Annotated in this window: 15 protein-coding genes; 6 read left to right on the forward strand and 9 right to left on the reverse strand. The window is 67.6% G+C overall.

From position 1 onward, the window contains the following. Positions 1-110: 110 nt before the first annotated feature. Positions 111-1,253 carry an aldose epimerase family protein gene (locus AB6730_RS09885; protein ID WP_371023440.1) on the forward strand — a complete coding sequence of 381 codons (1,143 nt, stop codon included), beginning with the start codon at positions 111-113 and terminating at the stop codon, positions 1,251-1,253. Between the two features lie 13 nt (positions 1,254-1,266). Here the strand turns inward: AB6730_RS09885 and AB6730_RS09890 are convergent, their stop codons facing one another. The 6 genes from AB6730_RS09890 to AB6730_RS09915 form a co-directional block, all read right to left on the reverse strand. Next, positions 1,267-2,169 (reverse strand): DMT family transporter, encoded by a 903-nt coding sequence (locus tag AB6730_RS09890; protein ID WP_371023441.1) that lies wholly within the window; start codon positions 2,167-2,169, stop codon positions 1,267-1,269. Then, positions 2,166-3,020 carry a glycosyltransferase family 2 protein gene (locus tag AB6730_RS09895; RefSeq protein WP_371023442.1) on the reverse strand — a complete coding sequence of 285 codons (855 nt, stop codon included), beginning with the start codon at positions 3,018-3,020 and terminating at the stop codon, positions 2,166-2,168. The genes AB6730_RS09890 and AB6730_RS09895 overlap by 4 nt, the downstream gene beginning before the upstream one ends. A 16-nt stretch (positions 3,021-3,036) precedes the next feature. Continuing rightward, positions 3,037-6,900 (reverse strand): phosphoribosylformylglycinamidine synthase, encoded by a 3,864-nt coding sequence (purL, locus tag AB6730_RS09900; RefSeq protein WP_371023443.1) that lies wholly within the window; start codon positions 6,898-6,900, stop codon positions 3,037-3,039. A 100-nt stretch (positions 6,901-7,000) separates the two neighbouring features. Continuing rightward, positions 7,001-7,756, reverse strand: coding sequence for a DsbC family protein (locus AB6730_RS09905; protein ID WP_371023444.1), 756 nt, complete (start codon positions 7,754-7,756; stop codon positions 7,001-7,003). 88 nt (positions 7,757-7,844) lie between these two features. Continuing rightward, positions 7,845-8,771, reverse strand: coding sequence for a site-specific tyrosine recombinase XerD (gene xerD / locus AB6730_RS09910; protein ID WP_371023445.1), 927 nt, complete (start codon positions 8,769-8,771; stop codon positions 7,845-7,847). Between the two features lie 52 nt (positions 8,772-8,823). Then, a complete protein-coding gene (locus AB6730_RS09915) occupies positions 8,824-9,141 on the reverse strand; it encodes a hypothetical protein (RefSeq protein ID WP_371023446.1) in 318 nt (105 codons plus the stop codon). Between the two features lie 144 nt (positions 9,142-9,285). Between AB6730_RS09915 and AB6730_RS09920 the strand changes: the two genes are divergently transcribed. Next, positions 9,286-9,774, forward strand: a complete 489-nt coding sequence (locus tag AB6730_RS09920) for an RDD family protein (RefSeq protein ID WP_371023447.1) — start codon at positions 9,286-9,288, stop codon at positions 9,772-9,774. Here the strand turns inward: AB6730_RS09920 and AB6730_RS09925 are convergent. Both AB6730_RS09925 and AB6730_RS09930 read right to left on the reverse strand, forming a co-directional pair. Beyond that, positions 9,767-11,758, reverse strand: coding sequence for a hypothetical protein (locus AB6730_RS09925; RefSeq protein WP_371023448.1), 1,992 nt, complete (start codon positions 11,756-11,758; stop codon positions 9,767-9,769). The genes AB6730_RS09920 and AB6730_RS09925 overlap by 8 nt on opposite strands. 55 nt (positions 11,759-11,813) lie before the next feature. After that, entirely contained in the window at positions 11,814-12,830 is a 1,017-nt protein-coding gene (locus tag AB6730_RS09930) for a hypothetical protein (protein WP_371023449.1), read from the reverse strand. Positions 12,831-13,048: 218 nt separating this feature from the next. On the opposite strand from AB6730_RS09930, the gene fusA reads away from it, so the two are divergent. Further along, positions 13,049-15,088: an elongation factor G gene (gene fusA, locus AB6730_RS09935; RefSeq protein ID WP_371023450.1), complete on the forward strand. Its 2,040-nt coding sequence runs from the start codon at positions 13,049-13,051 to the stop codon at positions 15,086-15,088. 99 nt (positions 15,089-15,187) lie between these two features. Here fusA and AB6730_RS09940 read toward each other — a convergent pair whose 3' ends face one another. Next, on the reverse strand, positions 15,188-15,667 hold the full coding sequence (locus AB6730_RS09940) for an SET domain-containing protein (protein WP_371023451.1): 480 nt from the start codon (positions 15,665-15,667) through the stop codon (positions 15,188-15,190). A gap of 149 nt (positions 15,668-15,816) precedes the next feature. On the opposite strand from AB6730_RS09940, the gene AB6730_RS09945 reads away from it, so the two are divergent. From AB6730_RS09945 to AB6730_RS09955, 3 genes are all read left to right on the forward strand, one after another. Next, complete coding sequence (locus AB6730_RS09945; protein ID WP_371023452.1) at positions 15,817-16,317, forward strand: hypothetical protein; 501 nt, start codon at positions 15,817-15,819, stop codon at positions 16,315-16,317. A 15-nt stretch (positions 16,318-16,332) separates the two neighbouring features. After that, a complete protein-coding gene (locus tag AB6730_RS09950) occupies positions 16,333-18,108 on the forward strand; it encodes an acyl-CoA dehydrogenase C-terminal domain-containing protein (RefSeq protein WP_371023453.1) in 1,776 nt (591 codons plus the stop codon). Positions 18,109-18,402: 294 nt separating this feature from the next. Then, positions 18,403-18,879, forward strand: coding sequence for a GNAT family N-acetyltransferase (locus tag AB6730_RS09955; protein WP_371023454.1), 477 nt, complete (start codon positions 18,403-18,405; stop codon positions 18,877-18,879). The last annotated feature ends 210 nt before the right edge of the window (positions 18,880-19,089 follow it).

Consider the following 19,089-nt stretch of genomic DNA (forward strand, 5'->3'; position numbering starts at 1 on the left):
GCGCACATCGTATCCGCACCCGGCGGCGCGGCGATGACGCGGCGCAGCTTGTCATTTGTCGGACTAATGTGGTTTCGTCGCCGGACTTTCTCGAAGGGAGTGGACGTGCGATGAAGTTCGTAACGAGCCTGGCCAGCGCCATCCTGCTGGCCACCACCACCGCCGCCGCGATGGCCGGCGAAGCCACGAAGGCATCGTTCGGCAGCACGCCGGACGGCACGGACGTGACGCTGGTCACGCTCACCAACGGCCACGGCATGACGGCGAAGATCCTGTCGCTGGGCGCCGCGCTCTATGCATTGGAGGTGCCCGACCGCAATGGCAAGCCCGGCGACATCGTGCTCGGTTATCCGGACATCAAGGGAACCTTCGCCAAGCCGCAGTACTTCGGCGACACCGTGGGCCGCTATGCCAACCGCATCGCCAAGGGGCGCTTCACCCTGGATGGCAAGCAGTACACGGTGCCGGTCAACGACGGCCCGAACTCGCTGCATGGTGGCAAGCTCGGCTTCGACAAGGTCGTCTGGACCGTCGACAAGGTGGAGTCCGGCGCCCGGCCCAGCGTCACCCTCACCTACGTCAGCCCCGATGGCGACCAGGGCTATCCCGGCAAGCTCACCACCACCGCGACGTACTCGATCGACGACAAGAACGAACTCACCATCGAGTACACCGCCACGACCGACGCACCGACCATCGTCAACGTCACCAACCATGCCTACTGGAACCTCGCCGGCGAAGGTTCGGGCAGCGTCATGGACCAGAAGTTGATGATCGCCGCCGACGCTTACCTGCCGACCGATGCCACCGCCATCCCCACGGGCGAAATACGCAACGTGGCCGGCAGCGACTTCGATTTCCGCAAGGCGAAGCCGATCGGCCGCGACATCCGCGACGCGAAGGAACAACAACTGGTGTTCGGCCGCGGCTACGACCACAACTGGGTGGTTTCGCGCAAGGAAGCAGCGCAGCCACGTGAGGTGGCGCGGGTCAGCGATCCGAAGAGCGGACGCGTGCTTTCCCTGTGGTCGGCGCAACCGGGCCTGCAGTTCTACTCGGGCAATTTCCTCGACGCGACCACGTCGGGCAAGTCGGGCGGCGTCTATCGCCAGGGCGACGCCTTCGCGCTGGAGCCGCAGCTGTTCCCCGACACGCCGAACCGCCCGGAATTCGGCTCGGCGCGGCTGGAGCCGGGCAAGACCTACCGGAACCTCATGATCTACAAGTTCTCGGTGGACAAGGCCACGAAGTAACCCCGCGGCGGGCTCACACTTCGTGATGCAACGCTTCCGCCGGTTTCTTCCGGCGGAAGCGCGGCGCGAGTTCCACCATGTACATCGCCGCCAGCACGAGCGCACCGCCGCCGAGCATGCGCACGGTGAGCGCGTCGACTCCCAGCAACACCGCGAAGCCGGCCGCGAACACCGGCTCGGTCGTCATCACGATCGCGGCCCGCGTGGCCGGCATGTGCGCCTGGGCCCAGGTCTGCACGAGCATCGCCAGCGCGCCGGCGACCAGGGCCATGTAGAGCACGGCGATCCACGCCTTGGCGTCCGGCGGCATGGCCGGTCCGCCGTGCGGCAAGGTGATCGCCAGGCAGACCGTGGCGATGCCGGCCATCTGGATCGCGGACATGCCGAATGCATCGCCCGGCTTCGACCAATGGCCCAGCCCGACGATGTGCAAGGCGTACAGCGCCGCCGAAGCCAGCGTGAGCAGCACGCCCGTATCCACGTCGAAGCCATTCAACGCCAGCACGCCCAGGCCCACGGTCGCGAGCACCACGGCGATCCAGGTGCTCCACGGCATGCGCTGCCGGAACAGCAGCAAGGCCAGGATCGGCGTGATCACCACGTACATGCCCGTGACGAAGCCGCTCACACTGGGTGACGTGCGCGCCAGTCCTTCGGTCTGCAACCATTGCGCGACGCCGTAGAGCAGGCCCAGGCCGAAGCCACGCATGCACTGTTTGCGACCTAGCCTTCGCAGCGGCACCGCGAACAACAGCAGCATCGTCACCGCGGCGATGACGAAGCGCACCGCGAGGAAATCGACCACGGACATCCGGCCCACGACGTCCTTGATCAGGACGAAGGTGGAACCCCAGATCGCCGTGACCGCGAGCAGGCCGAGGGTGGCGAGGCCACCACCACGCACCGTCCCGCTCATCGGCGCTTCCGCAGGAGCTGGCCGGGAATCTTGACGAGGAAATGGGCTTGGATACCCGTCCACACGAGGGCGCGCACGAGCGGGTTACGCGCGGCGGGATCGTGACGGCGGAACCACAGGTACATGCTGCGGTGCTTGTGCCGGCTGACGAAGACGGGCCGGTGCCGGCTCGAGCCACCCTTGCCGTGCAACACGCGGACGTCGCCGGCCAGCAGCACCTTGTAGCCCGCATCGCGCGCACGGCGGCAGAGATCCATGTCCTCGCAGTGCAGGAAGAAGGTTTCGTCGAACCCGTTCAGGCGTTCGAACACCTGGCGCGGCATGAGGATGATCGCGCCCGAAACGATCTCGACCTCTTCGGCGCCGTCGGGCCACGGCCCGGCGATGTCGATGCCCGCGTCACCGCCCCGTCCCAGCTTGGTCGCGAGGGACCGGCGCAGCAAGGGGTCGCGCCGCCGCGAGGCCGGATCGGGCCGGCCTTCGCTATCGCACACGACCGCGCCGACGATGCCCGTGTGGACGTCGACATGCGCGGCCATGCGGGAAATCGTGTCGGGCTCGACGAGGCAATCCGGATTGAGCACCAGCAGGTGGTCGCCGCGTGCCTGGGCGGCACCGCGGTTCACCGCCGGACCGAAACCGAGGTTGGCCCGGTTGTACACCACCCGCACGCGCTCGTCGTCGGCGTAGGCGCGATCGAGCGACTCGGGCACGCCGTCGTTGGAACCGTTGTCGACGACGATGATCTCGACCGGCACGTCGCTGGCGAGCGCGTGCTCGACACACTCGCGCGTGAACGGGCCGCTATCCGCGAGCACGATGACGATGCTGGTGAGGCGGGGGCTGTTCACCGGTCGATCCCTGTCCTCAACCCACCCATACCCGTGCGTTGCGGAACATCCGCATCCACGGCGAATCCTCGCCCCACTGCTCCGGGTGCCAGCTGAGCTGGGCGCTGCGGAACACGCGCTCGGGGTGCGGCATCATGATGGTGATGCGGCCGTCGCCGGCGGTGAACGCGGCCAGGCCACCCGGCGAGCCGTTCGGATTGAGCGGATAGCTTTCGGTCGGCTTGCCGCGGTTGTCGACGAAGCGCGCCGCGGCATGGCTCTTGGAGGGGCTGCACACGTTGGGGAAGTGCACGCGGCCTTCGCCGTGCGCCACCGCGACGGGAATGCGCGATCCGGCCATGCCACGGAAGAAGATGCTGCCCGAGTCGAGGATCTCCAGCGTGGCGACACGCGCCTCGTACTGCTCGGACTGGTTACGCAGGAACTGCGGCCAGTGCTTGGCGTCAGGGATGATGTCCTTGAGGCCGGACATCATCTGGCAGCCGTTGCAGACGCCGAGGGCGAACCGGGAACCGTCTTCGAAGAAGCGGGCGAACTGTTCGCGCAGCGCGTCGTTGTAGAGGATGGAGGTGGCCCAGCCACGGCCGGCGCCGAGCACGTCGCCGTAGGAGAATCCGCCGCAGGCGGCGAGGCCGACGAAATCCTTGAGGTGATGGCGGCCGCTGGCGAGGTCGGTCATATGGACGTCCACGGCGTCGAAGCCGGCGCGGCTGAACGCCGCCGCCATTTCCACCTGGCCATTGACGCCCTGCTCGCGCAGGATCGCCACGCGCGGGCGCACGCCCGTCGCGATGTACGGCGCGGCGATGTCGTCGGCGGGATCGAACACCAGCTTCGGCGTGATGCCCGGATCGGCATCGTCGAGCCGCCACTCGCTTTCCTGGTCCGCGCTGTGCGGGTTGTCGCGCAAGCGCTGCATGGCGTAGCTGGTTTCGTTCCAGGCACGAAAGAGCTCGGTCCAGTTCCACTTGAACGCCGGCTCGCCGTTGAGGTGCAGTTTGATGCCGAGCTTGTCCTTGGGCCGGCCCACGTTGTGGGTCATGCCGGCGAGGTTGTGCTTGACCAGCAACTGCTCGAAGGCCTCGCGGTTGGCCACGGCCACCTGCACCACGGCACCGAGTTCCTCGTTGAACAGGGCGCGCAGCGTCGCGTCGGCCCAGCCGTCGAGTCGCAGTTCGAGGCCGCAATGACCGGCGAAAGCCATTTCGAGCAGCGTCACGATGGCGCCGCCGTCGGAACGGTCGTGGTAGGCCAGCAGCAGGCCGGCCTGGTTGGCTTCCTGGATCAGCTCGAACATCGCGCGCAGGCGCTTGGGATCGTCGAGATCCGGCGGCACGCCGCCGCCGCGGTTGAACACCTGGGTGAGCGCCGAGCCGCCGAGGCGGTCACGTCCGGCGCCGAGGTCGATCAACCACAGGTCGGTATCGCCACGATCGAGTTTCAGCTGCGGCGTGAGCGTGCGCCGCACGTCGTCGACGCGGGCGAAGCCGGTGATCACCAGCGACACGGGCGACACGGTTTTCTGGGCCTTGCCGTTGCCGTCCGTCCAGACGGTCTGCATGGAGAGCGAATCCTTGCCCACCGGAATGGAGATATCGAGCGACGGGCACAGCTCCATGCCGACGGCCTTCACGGCGTCGAACAGGGCGGCATCCTCACCCGGATGGTTCACGGCGGCCATCCAGTTCGCGGACAGGCGCACTTCGTCCATCTTGATGGAAGCGGCGGCGAGGTTGGTGATCGCCTCGCCCACGGCCATGCGCGCGGCATCGGCACTGGACAGCAGCGCCACGGGCGCACGCTCGGCCATGGCCATGGCTTCGCCGGTATAACCTTCGAAGTCGGTCATGGTCACCGCGACGTCGGCGACCGGCACCTGCCACGGGCCGACCATCGGGTCGCGTGCGTTCAGGCCGCCCACGGTGCGGTCGCCGATAGTGATCAGGAAATTCTTGCTACCCACGGCCGGCAGGCGCAGGACACGCATCAGCGCCTCGTCCATGCCGATGCCGGTCAGGTCGGCGACGAGGTCGACGCGCGGCTTCACGCGCACCGCGTCACGGTGCATGCGCGGCGGCTTGCCGAACAGGACGTCCATGCGCAGGTCGATCACGTCGATGTCGCGGCGCGTGTCGCGCACGATGAGGCGTGGCTCTTCCGTCGCTTCGCCGACGACGGCGAACGGACAGCGTTCGCGGGCGCAGAAGGCCTCGAACAGCTCGATGTCCTCGACGCCGATGGCGAGCACGTAGCGTTCCTGCGACTCGTTGCTCCACACCTGCATCGGCGACAGCGTGGGATCGTCGCAAGGCAGCTTCGACAGGTCGATGACACCGCCGACGCCGGCATCGTTGAGGATCTCGGGGATGGCGTTGGACACGCCACCCGCACCCACGTCGTGGATGCTCACGATGGGGTTGCGGTCACCGCGCGCCCAGCAGGCGTCGATCACCTGCTGGCAACGGCGTTCCATCTCGGCGTTGTCGCGCTGCACGGAAGCGAAATCGAGTTCGGCGCTCGAGGTGCCGGACGCCACCGACGACGCGGCGCCGCCACCGAGGCCGATGAGCATGGCCGGCCCGCCGAGCACGATCACCTTGTCGCCCGGACGGACCTTGCGCTTCTGCACGTGGTCGGGGCGGATCGCGGCGAGGCCGCCGGCGATCATGATCGGCTTGTCGTATCCACGGCGCACGCCCTTCTCGCCGGTTTCCTGCTCGAAGGTACGGAAGTAACCGCCGAGGGCGGGCCGGCCGAATTCGTTGTTGAACGCGGCGGCGCCGAGCGGGCCGTCACGCATGATCTCGAACGCGGAAGCCATGCGCGGCGGCAGCGGACGCTCCTTTTCCCACGGACGCGGCAGCCCCGGAATACGCAGGTGCGACACCGAGAAGCCGGTGAGGCCGGCCTTCGGCTTGCCGCCACGGCCGGTCGCGCCCTCGTCGCGGATCTCGCCGCCGGCACCGGTGGCGGCGCCCGGCCACGGCGCGATGGCCGTGGGATGGTTATGCGTCTCGACCTTGATGGCGTACGGAGCGGCCTCGGCCACGGTACGGAACACGCCGTCTTCCGGGCTGACGAACAGGCGATGGCCTTCGTAGCCTTCGATCACGGCCGCGTTGTCGTGGTACGCGGACAACGTATGCGCCGGCGACTTCTGGTGCGTGTTCTTGATCATGCCGAACAGCGACGATTCCTGCGTCGCGCCGTCCAGCGTCCAGGTGGCGTTGAACACCTTGTGCCGGCAGTGCTCCGAATTCGCCTGCGCGAACATCATCAACTCGGCGTCGGTGGGCGCACGGCCCATCTCGGCGTAGCGCTCGGCGAGGTAGTCGATCTCGTCGTCCGCGAGCGCCAGGCCCAGCTCCTTGTTGGCGGCGGACAGCGCGGCACGTGCGTCGTCGCCCAGCTCCACGCGACCGAGCGGACCCGGCTCGCCGGCAAGGAACAGGCCCGCGGCCTGGCTCAGCTGGTCCAGCGGCGATTGCACCATCGGATCGCAGAACGCGGCCATCACGGCGGCATGGGCCGGCACGCCGGCCTCGGGCATGCCGGTGACCCGCCAGGCGGTGCCACGCTCCACGCGGCGCACGTCGAATCCCGCACCGTGGAGGATGTCGGTGGCCTTGCTGGACCAGGGCGAAATCGTGCCCAGCCGCGGCACCACCCAGAAGGTGGCGTCATCGGGCGCGGTGTTCTTCGCCTCCAGGACCGCGAGCAGGCGCGCGCGCGCCTCGCCTTCCGGCGGCACGTCGGCGTCGACGAAATACGTGAACCAGGCGGCCTGCACCCGCGTCCCGTGATGCAGGGCATCCAGGTGGGCGTTCAGTCGTTCGAGGCGAAAAGGCGAGAGGGCGCTCTGCCCGTCGAGTGCGATCATGCGGGGGAATAGGCGCAGCAGGAAAACGCCTATTCTACATGATGTTGCGCGGCAACATTGGGTGCCCCTGGGGTGGGGGCGCCCTGGTCGGCCGCCCTGGTCAGCCGCCGCGGCGGGCAGCGCTGCCCGGAGGGGCGCTGAGCGCCTGCAGCAACTGGGCCGGGGTGACGTAGCCACCGACCACGTCGCCGTTCTCGGTGACGATGGTGGGGGTGCCGTTCACACCCAGGCGCTCGCCGAGTTCGAACTCGTCCTTCACCGGGTTGGCGCAACTGGCCGCCTTCGGCGTGGCGCCCTTCATCGCCTCGTTGAAGGCATTCTTGCGATCGGCGCTGCACCACACCGACACCGCCTTGGTATACGAGGGCGTGTCGTTGCCGGCGGTGGTCTTGACGCCTTCCCGCGGCCAGAACACGTACTCGACGGCGATGCCCTGCTTGTTGAATTCGTCGATATGGGCGTGAAGCTGGCGGCAGAAACCGCAATCCACGTCCGTGAACACCGTGACCGTGTGCTTCGGATTCGCCGGCGCGTATACCAGCCGCTGCGACGCCGGCAGCTTGGCCAGTTCGGCCTTGCGCAAGCCCGCCCAGCTGGCCGCGCTGAGATCGGTCTTGGCCTTCAGGTCGATAAGGTTGCCGTTGATCATGTAGCGGCCGTCGGCGGTCACGTAGACCATGCGGCCGGAGGCGATCACCTGATAAAAGCCCGGCATCGGCGCCGGGGCGATGCTGTCGACCTTGATGCCCGGACCGAGGGCCTCGACCGCGTCGCGGGCGGCCTTTTCGTCATCGGCCGCGCAAGCCGTCATGGCGAATGCGCCAGCCAGTAGCGCCGGCAGGATTTTCTTCAACATCGGTTACGACTCCATCGGTGACCGGGGGAAACGCGGGAACGTCTTGGAACACGTTCCGCGCATTCGGTTCCCCCGATTGTGGCACGGCTCAGCCGCGCGGGTGGTGCTGGGCGTGAAGCCGCTTCAGGCCTTCCTTCGCCACCAGGGTGTAGATCTGCGTGGTGCTGAGCGCGCTGTGACCCAGCAGCATCTGCAGGGCGCGCAGGTCGGCGCCGTGGTTCAGCAGGTGCGTGGCGAACGAATGGCGCAGCACGTGCGGCGAGACCCGCTTCGCCGGTATCCCCACCTGCATGGCGTAACGCTTCACCAGCGTCCAGAACATCTGCCGGCTCATCGCGTCGCCCCGCCGGGAAAGGAACAACGCCGCCGGTTGCCCGTGGCCCTTGGCCAGCACCGGCCGCGCCTCGCGCAGGTAGGTTTCCACGTGCGCCAGCGCCTCCTCGCCCACGGGGACGAGACGGTCCTTGCCACCCTTGCCGGTGACACGAAGCACGCCCTGGCGCGGGTTCAGGCCCGACAACGGCAAGTCCACCAGTTCCGATACGCGCAAGCCCGAGGAGTACATCAATTCGAGCATCGCGCGGTCGCGCAAGCCCAGGGGCGTGCCCAGGTCGGGCGCGACGATCAGCGCCTCGATCTCGCGTTCGGCGAGGGCCTTGGGCAGGCCGCGCGGCATCCGCGGGCGTTGCATGAGCAGCGTGGGATCTTCGCGCTTGCCTTCGTCGCGTGCGAGCTGCGCGTAGAAACGCCGGAACGCCGACTGGCGCCGCGCCATGCTGCGCACGGAAACCGGTTGGCTGCCGTGATACGCCGACAAATCCTCGCGCCCTGCGCTCGCCAGTGAGCGCCCCCGCGTGCCGAGCCATCGCGCCAGTTGTCGAAGGTCGCGCCGATAGGCTTCCAACGTGCGATCGGCGAGGCCATCCTCCGCCCACACGCGTTCGATGAAGCGCTCGATCAGGAGCGCGTCATCGGCGGCGAGTTCGGCGGAAGCGGGGCTATCGACGAGGGACATGCGGGCACATCGGCAAGGGACACCCGCATGGTCTCACGGCCGGCTCGCCGGGCTAAAGCCTCTGGAGACTGGACTGGTATCCCGCGATCACATAGCCGAGTTGATGCTCGACGGCTTCTTTCAGCGCCGCGCGCTCGGCATCCGTCAATTTCGACTTGCGTGCCGCCAGGGCGAGTTTCTGCATCGCCTCGACCACGCCATCGGCCTGGGACTGGAAGACGCCCGCGTCGAGCGCGACGATGTCCGCCATGTGCCGGTCGGCTCCATCGCGCAACCACTGGAATTCGGTGGGACTGACCTGTCCATCGCCATCGAACTGGCGAAGGCGGGCGTCGAGTTCGGAAAAAGACGACTGAAGCTTGAGGCTCATGGCAATACTCCCTATCGCGATAGAAGCGCTGGTGGACTCCCCTGTCCGGCGTGAACGTTACGACTCCGCGGCGTTAAGCCCACGTGAATCCTTCCGAATTTGCCCTTTGTTGCGACAATGGGCGCCTGACAGCCCGGGGACACCATGACCGATGCATCGATAGCGCCCGCATGGCGCCGTTTCACCGCCATCGTCTACGACGCGCTCGCCGTCGTGGCCATCCTGATGGTGGTCGGCCTTCTGGCCCAATTCGCGACGGGCGGGCATCTCGTCGACGACACGGGTCACCTGCTGGCATGGTGGTATCAGCCTTTGCAGGGCATCGTCGTCGGCGCCTACTTCCTCGCATCGTGGATGCGTGGTGGGCAGACGCTCGGCATGCGCCCGTGGCGGATTCGCGTGACGGACAGCCACGGCCAACCCGTGAACGGGAAGCGCGGGCTGGTGCGTCTCGTCGTGGCCGCCCTGCCCTTGGCGCTGCTGACGATCTACCCGCTGGTCTCGCTGAAGGCGGCCGTGCTGGCACCGCTCGCGGGTTGGGCCCTCCTGTTGCTTCCGAGCTTCTTCGATCGCCGCCGCCGCGCGATCCACGACATGGTCGCGGGCACGGAAATCCGGAACCTGCCTACTTGAACTGATCGGCGGCGGGGACCCACGAACCGGAGGTGGGTGACGGGGCGGGCACGTTGATCTTGATGGACGCCTCGCACCCCGGCGGCAACGGTCCCCCGGTGATACGCGCGGTGGTGCAAAGCGCCGTGTTGTCCAGCGCCACCGGAGCCGCGGCCACGGTGGAACTATTGGCGGGCGGCAGGTTCTCGGCCAGCGGCTTCGCCGGCGCCATGGTCTGGTTCTTCACCAGTTCGTCGGGATTGGCCGGTTTCGGCGGCGGGTCGCCACCGCAGCCGATGGTGAACAACGACAATGCCTTCATCGTGCCACCCGCGTTGCCGGGACCGGCGACGCAATTGATCCGGATGCCGCGCGGCAACGAGATCGTCGGGCGCACCGTCGCCGCCTCGACGCCCTGCCGAATCGCCGTGTCGACCGAGGATTCGCCCTTGGGCGTCCACGCCCCCTCGAAGCGCGTCGCCTTGTAGTCGATATGCACGCGGGTGCCGGACTGGGCCTCGAGCTTCCCTCGTGGCTTGAGTTCCACGTACGCACCGACCTGACCGGCCTTGTCACCCTGCCCGCCGACGACACCGTCGTCGCGCTGGGACGTGCCATTGGCGCCGGTGAGACGCGTGCCCTCGTCCACGCCCTGCGCGGCACCGGGCTTGCCGCTGTCAGCGGAGGCACCTGGCGTGTTCGAGCCGGATTCGCCGGCCGTGGTCTGGCCGGGAACGAAAGCTTGCGCGGGCGCGCTGCCTCCCTTCGTGGCAGTCCGTTCGCTGGCCGCCTTGCCTTCTTCCGCTTGCGTCTTGGCGGTGGACTCGCCCGCGGCATTATCGCCGGGCGCCTGACCCGGAGGCGCCGGCGCGGTGTCCGCCCTGGCCACCGGCCGTTGCAGGTCAGCCGGCGCGACCGCCGGTGCCTGTACGGCCGGCTTGTCGGTGCTGGCGACCGGCGCGGAAACGGTCGGCTTCGCCGTGGCGTCCGGCAACGGGACGGCGTCCAGTTCGGCGGTGGCCTCCACGGCAGGCGCACGGACCGTCTCGGCCGCCACCTTCGGCGGCACGGGCCGGACATCGAGCGTGAGATCGGGCTTCGGCGCGGACGGTTCCGGGGACACGTCGGGAAGTGGCGTGTCCTGCGGCGTCGGCGGAGCCGAAGACTCCTCCACCTCCGGCCGCGGTACCGTGGCGAGCGTCACCGCCGTGGTCGGCACCGGGGCGGTGTGTTCCGAGGTGATGGTGGGCGGTGTCGGCGTGACCGCCATCTGCGCGGCGGGCGTCTCGGGAATGGCCAACGACGCGGGCGGCGGCATCGGTGCGAGGCCCTCGGCCTGGGCCTTGCGCACCGGGTCCGGCTGGAAACGTGGCGGGACGACCTGTGGCTTGGGCGTATCGACGGCCAGGTCGGGCGGCGCCTGCGCGGGCACGGGTACCTTCTGGAGTTCGGGCTGCGCCGGTGGCGCCTTCGGCTGGGTCAGCGGCCGTTCGATCGTCGCCGCCACGCTCGGCGGCGGCGCGCGGAGCTTCACGTCGGGCCTTGCCTGCGGCGGTGGAGGCGCCACCGGCACGGCGATGGCGGGAAGCGCTTTCTTCGTCGAAGCGACTGACGCGGCGTGTGAACCGCTCGACGCCCGGCTGGCCTTGGATCGCGAGGTGGACCAGCGCGTCTTCACCACCGGTGCCTTCGACGGCGTGCCACGCACGGGCGGCAGCGGCGGTGGCGGCTTGTCGATCAGCCGCACCTGCAAGGCATTGGTGTCTTCCGGTTCCGGTGGTGGCGGCAGGAGTTCGTAGGCCGGACCGAGGATCATGCCGAACAGGAACATCAGGTGGACGAGGATCGTACCGACCCAGCCAGCGACGCGAAGAAGCCGGTCGCGCGGTTTTTGACGCAGGCGGCGCCGGTAGACGAGCGCGTTCATGGCCGCCTCGCGAGGCGAGACGGGCAAGGAGTTCGCGGCGACCTGGCGATCGCTGTCCGGCAGGAAATGCTTCGGCATGGACCGCTAGTGTCCATGCTGCGTTACAAAGGCACAATCGCCACCTTCGCGCGCCTCACTTGCCGAAGCGGCGCTCGCGCTCGGCGTTCTCCTGGTCCATCGCCTTGATCGGGATGTCCGTGGCGCAGCCTTGCGGCAGCGGCTTGTCGGCGCGGAACGCGGCGATGCATTCGGCTTCCGTCGGCGGCACGGGCTGGTCGGGGAGGTCTTTCACGGCCGGATTGGCCGGTGCCATGTTGAGGCGCACATCGCCATCCTTCTTGGAGGCCTTCGAGGGATCTTCGCCGCCGCAGCCCACCGGGAGCACGAAGAAGACGGTGGCGCACTTGATCCGCGTGCCGTGGCCGAGGTCGATGGTCTTCTTCACCGTGGTGGATTCGATGGCGCGGCGCAGGCCCTTGTTGAGCGCGTTCTCGTCGCGCGGCGCCCAGTCCTTTTCGAAACGGGTTTCCTTGTAGGTCACCGTGGTCTTGTGCGACATGATCGTGGTGTCGTCGGTCGGCTTGCGCGCCACGAAATCCGCCTGCGTCGTGGTGCCTGGTCCCTGCTGCTTCGGCATGACGATGGAACCGTCGGCACTGAAAAGAGCGGGTGCGGGCGCCTGGGCGGCCGGCGGCGCGGGCGTGTTTTCCGCGGGCGGCTGTTCGGGCGTGGGCTCCTTGCGCCGGGGTGGTTCGGGTCGCGTCGCTTCGGGCGAGCGGACCTTCGGCGGAGGTTCGGCGACCGGTGGCGGAGGCGGCACGTCGGCCACCGGTGGCGCGGGGTGAGCCGGTTCGATGAAGCGCACTTCGAGCACGTCGTCACGATCGACCGGCGGCACGAAACCGACGGGCAGTCTCGGCTGCATCTCGTAGCGCACCACCATCACGATGAAGACGTGCAGGACGAGCGCCACGACCATCGCCAGCACACGCCGCAGGCGGTCGCGTGGCGGCGGCCGCCTGCCGATGGCATGCAGCGCCGACAGCGTCGCGGCATCGATCGGCTGCAGCCCACGCGGGCGCGCGGCGTCCTCCGGCTCCAGCCGGTGGGGTTCGATGAAGGGCGGTGGCGCCTTGCCGGGGTATTGCACGCGTGCGAGGGTCCCTTTGGCCTCGTGGAGAAAGTCGGACAGCTTAGCGGCGATCCGCTAAACGCAGCGTAAGGCCTGGCCCTCAGACCGTGGGCTCCCCGGAAGATTCCCGGCACCACTTGATTCCGGGGCGGGGAAGGAGAAGGCTTGGGTCCGGGCCCCGCCCGAATCATCGCCATGCCGTCCGGAATCCGGACACACCGAAGGAGGGACGCATCGTGTCGCCATCCACGGAACACATCCGCAGCCTGGCCCTTGCCGGCCACGCCGGCGCCGGCAAGACCACCTTGTTCGAAGCGATGCTCCACGCCGGCGGCGCGCTGACCGGCATGGGCAGCGTCGAACGTGGCAGTACCGTTTCCGACACCGATCCGATGGAGAAGGCCCGCGGTCATTCGATCGACGCGTCCATCGCCTCCATCGAACGCAACGGCTATCGCATCCACCTGCTCGATACACCCGGCTATGCCGACTTGCGCGGCCCCGCCCTGGCCGCGCTCGCCGCCGCCGACACCGTCGCGATCGTCGTCAACGCCGCGAACGGCATCGAGCACGGCACGCGCTCGATGATGGCCCACGCGAAGCAACGCGGCATCGCCCGCCTCGTCGTCGTGAACCGCATCGACGCGGAGGGCGTGGATCTCGCGGCGCTGGTGGACGAGCTGCGCGAGGAATTCGGCAACGAATGCCTTCCCCTCAACCTTCCCGCGTCGAAGGGCCATTCCGTCCGCGACGCCTTCTTCCAGACCGCGGGCGACACCGATTTTTCCTCGCCCGGCGAAGCTCACCAGCGGATCATCGACCAGGTCGTGGAGATCGACGACGAGGTGATGGAACACTACCTGGAGTCCGGCGAATCCGCCTTGTCGGCGGCGGAGATCCGCGCCGCGCTGGAACACTGCCTGCGCGACGGGCACCTCGTGCCCATCGTGTTCACCAGCGCGCGCGACGGCGTGGGCGTCGTCGAGCTGCTGGACCTGGTCGAAAGGATCCTGCCCTGCCCCAGCGAGACGAACCCGCCCCCCTTCCTGGACGCGAACGACAAACCCTTCGACGTGACCGCCGATCCGGCACGGCATGTCATCGCCGACGTGTTCAAGATCGTCAACGATCCCTTCGTCGGCAAGCTCGGCGTCTTCCGTGTCTGGCAAGGCCGCGTGCGCAAGGATTCGTCGCTGTTCGTCGACGACGGGCGCAAGCCGTTCAAGGTGGCCCATCTGTTCCGGCTGAAAGGCCGCGAACACGTCGAGATCGACGAAGCGTTGCCGGGAGACATCGCGGCCGTGGCCAAGATAGACGACATCCACTTCGACGCCGTGCTGCACGATGCCTCGGACGAAGGACACATCCACCTCGAACCGGCCGCCTTTCCCGCGCCGATGTACGGTCTCGCCGTGGAACCCGCGCACAAGGGCCAGGAACAGAAACTGTCGCAGGCCCTGGGCAAGCTGGCGGAGGAAGATCCGTGCTTCCGCGTGGAGCATCACAAGGAGCTCAACGAGACGGTGGTGCGCGGCCTCTCCGACCTGCACCTGAAACTCATGCTGGAACGGATGAAGGCGCGCTACGACGTCGACGTCATCACGCACCCACCGCGCATCGCCTATCGCGAAACCATCGGCGCGGCGGCGGAAGGCCACCACCGTCACAAGAAACAGACCGGCGGCGCGGGCCAGTTCGGCGAGGTATTCCTGCGCGTGGAACCGCTGGATCGCGGCGCGGGCTTCGTCTTCGACGACCAGACCAAGGGCGGCGTCATACCGGGGCAGTTCATGCCGGCTATCGAGAAAGGCGTACGCCAGGCACTGGACCATGGCGCGATCGCGGGATATCCCATCCAGGATGTGCGCGTGATCGTCTACGACGGCAAGCACCACCCGGTGGATTCCAAGGAGGTCGCCTTCATCAGCGCCGGCCGCAAGGCCTTCCTCGATGCCGTATCGCGCGCACGGCCACTGGTACTGGAGCCACTGGTGGACCTGGAGGTGTCGATTCCCGACCACTACGTGGGCGACGTGACCGGCGGCCTCGCCTCGCGACGGGCGCAGATCATGGGCACCGATTCGCTACGCGGCAGCGAGACGCTCATCAAGGCCCGCGTGCCACTGGCGGAACTCATCGACTACCCGACCCAGCTCAAGGCCATGACCGGAGGCCAGGGACGCTATGCGATGGCCTTCAGTCACTACGACACCGTGCCGCCGGGGGTGCAGAAGAAGCTGGCCGAGGCGTGGAAGCCGAGGGTGGAGGAGGACTGAGTTCCCACCAGGATTTCGCTGACCTGGTGGGAGCCGACCTTGTCGGCGATCGGCCGGCAGGCCGCCGGGAATCCGGCAGCCCCCGGGGCCGCAAAACCGTCAGGCCGTCTTGCGCTTCGGCTTCAGCATCGTCCCGATGCACTTGGCCGAGCCGCAGCGGCAGCCCCATACCTTCTTCAACCGTGCCGTATGCGGCATGTCGAGCGTGATGCCGTAGTCGTAGGTGAGTTCCTCACCCGGCGCGATATCGCGAATGGCCTCGATCAGCACGCGGTCGTTCTTCGACGGCTTGCCTTCCACCGCTTCCTCGATCAGCGCCTGGCAGTTCGGATCGCAGCTGTGGTTGATCCAGCGCGCGGTATTGCCATGGCTGTTGCCGTCGACGATGAAGCGCTCGTTGAGGGTGAACAGGAAGGTATGCCCGGTTTCACCGCCGTCGCCGTAACGCTTGTCGGCTTGCGCATGGGTGATGCGGTCGCCCTTGTATTCGATGATCTCTTCGCCGGCCTTGATCGGGGCGGTGGCGAAGACGCCGTTTCCGTGGATGGGCGAACGTCGTGCGGCGATGCGTCGGGTCATGGGGAAATCGAAGTCTCGGAGATAATCGCTGATGATGCCTGCTCGCCACCCGCTTGGGAACCGCGTTTGAAACGCACGTCTCGCGCGCATGGGCCGGGCGGCGCTACCATCGAACAGCTGTTCGACTCCCCTTGCCGGAAGCCCAGGGAATGATCTCGATCGTCCGCCGCCCTTTCATCCTTTCCGCCCTGCTCGCTAGCGTGGCCCTGCTGGCCGCTTGCGGGCCCGTCAAGAAGAGCGTGTTTCCGCCATCCGTCACCCTCCAGGAGGTCACGGCCAAGCCGGGCGGGGTGTGGCACATGACCTTGCGTATCCGCAACAACAGCTATGGCGGGATGTCGTTCGAGACCTTCCAGGGCACGCTGCGCGTCGGGGAACTCGGCGGCGTGCTGCTCGACGCGAAGATCGACCAGGACATCCCCTCGTTCGCCGCCGACGTCGCGACGATCGACCTGTTGCCTACCGCCGAGATGTCGAAGGCGCTCGCCGAATTGGCCGCCAAGGGCAGTTCCGGTGCCCTCCCCTACAGCATCGATGGCCGGGTCAATGCCACGCCGGAGAAGGAAGACGCGTCGCGATCCTTCCCCGTCCACGGCAAGAACTGGCTCTCGCCCGTGCCGGGCATCCCCGATACCTACCGCTCGCCCTGACCCAGGATCATCCGCATGACGATTTACAAAGCCCCCCTCGACGACATGCGCTTCGCGCTCTACGACGTGCTCGGCGCCGAAGCCGTGCTCGCCCGGCTCGAAGGTGGCGAAGGGCACACACGCGACCTGCTCGATGCCGTGCTCGATGAGGCGGCCCGGTTCAACGAACAGGTACTGGCACCGCTGAACGCAACGGGCGACGAGGAAGGCTGCCATTTCGACAAGGCCACGCGCACCGTCACCACGCCGAAGGGCTTCAAGGAAGCCTACCGGCAGTATGCCGAGGGTGGCTGGGCCGGCCTCACCGCGCACGAGAAGTTCGGCGGCCAGGCCTTGCCCGCCGTCCTCGGCACGCTGACCAAGGAAATGATCGACTCGGCGAACCTCGCCTGGGGCATCTATCCCCTGCTCTCCCACGGTGCCACCAGCGCCCTGGAACATCATGGGGACGAGTGGCAGCAGGAGGTCTTCCTCAAGCCCCTCGTCGACGGCCGCTGGACCGGCACGATGTGCCTCACCGAACCGCAGGCGGGTTCCGACCTCGGCCTGCTGAAGACGCGCGCCGAACCGAACGCCGACGGCAGCTACCGTGTCACCGGCACCAAGATCTTCATCAGCGCCGGCGAGCACGATTTCGCCGAGAACATCATCCACCTCGTGCTCGCGCGCCTGCCGGATGCGCCCGAGGGGAGCCGCGGCATCTCGATGCTGGTCGTGCCGAAGTTCAAGGTGAACAAGGACGGCTCCATGGGCGAACGCAATACCGTCGCCGCGGGTGCCATCGAACACAAGATGGGCATCCGGGGTTCGGCCACCTGCGTGATGAACTTCGACGACGCCGAGGGTTGGCTGGTCGGTCCCGCGCACAAGGGCCTCGTGGCGATGTTCACCATGATGAACGCGGCGCGCCTGGCCGTCGGCATCCAGGGCCTCGGCCTGGCCGAACGCGCTTTGCAGAACAGCCTCAACTATGCGCGCGAGCGCCTGCAGATGCGTGCGTTGTCGGGCCCGAAGCTGCCGGAGAAGCCGGCCGATCCGTTGACCGTGCACCCGGACGTGCGTCGCATGCTGCTGACCCAGCGTGCCTTCGTCGAAGCCGGACGCGTGCTCGCCACCTACGCGGCCTTGCAGAGCGACATCGAGGCACGTGATGCCGATCCGCAGGCACGCAAGACGGCCGGTGAGTTGCTTTCCTTCCTCATCCCGATCGCCAAGGGCCTGCTCACCGAGGCGGCCCAGGAATGCACGAAGGAAGCACTGCAGATCTTCGGTGGCCACGGCTACATCGCCGAACACGGGATGGAACAGTTCGTCCGCGACGCCCGCATCATCACGCTCTACGAGGGCACCACGCAGATCCAGGCGCTCGACCTGCTCGGGCGGAAGATCATGCAGCTGCAGGGCGCGGGCCTGAAGCATTTCCTCGGCGAGATCTCCGCGTTCTGCCAAGCCAACCAGGCCAACGAGAGCGTCAAGGCCTTCGTCGGGCCGTTGGCCGTGGCGACCAAGGCCTGGGGCGACCTGACCCAGGCCATCGCGCAGAGCGCGCAGGCCAATCCGGAAGAACTCGGCGCCGCCGCCGTCGACTACCTGTACTTCTCCGGCTACGTGACCCTTGCCTACTTCTGGGCGAAGAGCGTGCTGGCGGCAGGTGGTTCCGCCCTTTCCGCCGACGCGAAGCAGGCCAAGCGCGACACCGCGACGTTCTACTTCACCCGCATCCTGCCGCGCATCCACGTGCACAAGGCCGCGATCGAGGCCGGCGTGGCGACGCTGCCCGAGCTCCTCTAACCGCACGGCCTGCTGACCGGCAGCCAACCCACCGGGAGCCAACCCCGGTGGGAACCGACCTTTCGTGGAAACCGACCCTGTGTGGGAGCCGACTTTTTGTGGGAGCCGATTCAACGGCGATGGGTGCTTGCCGAGAACTGGCCCGCTGCCGCGGGATCGCCGCTGAAGCGGCTCCCACACAGGGTCGGCTCCCGCAAAGGCGCGCCTACAACCTCGCGGGACTTTCCCCCGCATCCGTGAAGGTGTAGAAAAAGGTTTCCGCCCGGACCCTTCGCCACGACGGTGCCAGATACGATGAGCGACGCCACGTTCCTGATACGTCTCGCCGAGAGCGACGACGACGAGTTCATCCTTGGCCTGGTCCCACGTTTCGTCGATTTCCCCCTGCCTAACGGGCGCAGCCGCAGCGATTGCCTGAAGGGCATCGAAGCGGACCTGGTGAAGCACCTCGACGAGCAACCCTCGAACAGCTACATCTTCGTCGCCGAGAACGAGGACGGCGAACCGGTGGGATTCGTGCATCTTCAGAAGACGAAGGACTTCTTCACCCACCGCGACAACTGCCACATCTCGGACATCGCGGTCGCCGAAGCCTACGAGGGTGCCGGGGCTGGCAAGTTCCTGCTCGACCATGCCTATGGCTGGGCCAAGGAACATCGCTGCCAGTTCGTGACACTGGCGGTCTTCCCCGGCAACGAGCGCGCCCGCGACATGTACATGAAGCAAGGCTTCGACACCGACCTCATGCGCATGGCGAAGCCTGTTCGCTGACGAGATACCTGACCCCCGGTGAGAAACCACCCCTGGTGTGAACCCGGCCCTTGGTGGGAAGCCGCTTCAGCGGCGATGGGTACTTGCGGTGAACCGGCCGCTGCCGCGGATCGCCGCTGAAGCGGCTCCCACACAGGCTCCTACGCAAGCACCCATCGCCGCTGAAGCGGCTCCGACATAGGGTCGGCTCCTACCCAGTCGACCGCGGCC

This window comes from Luteibacter sp. RCC_6_2, assembly GCF_041360655.1.
In the GTDB taxonomy this organism is placed as follows: domain Bacteria; phylum Pseudomonadota; class Gammaproteobacteria; order Xanthomonadales; family Rhodanobacteraceae; genus Luteibacter.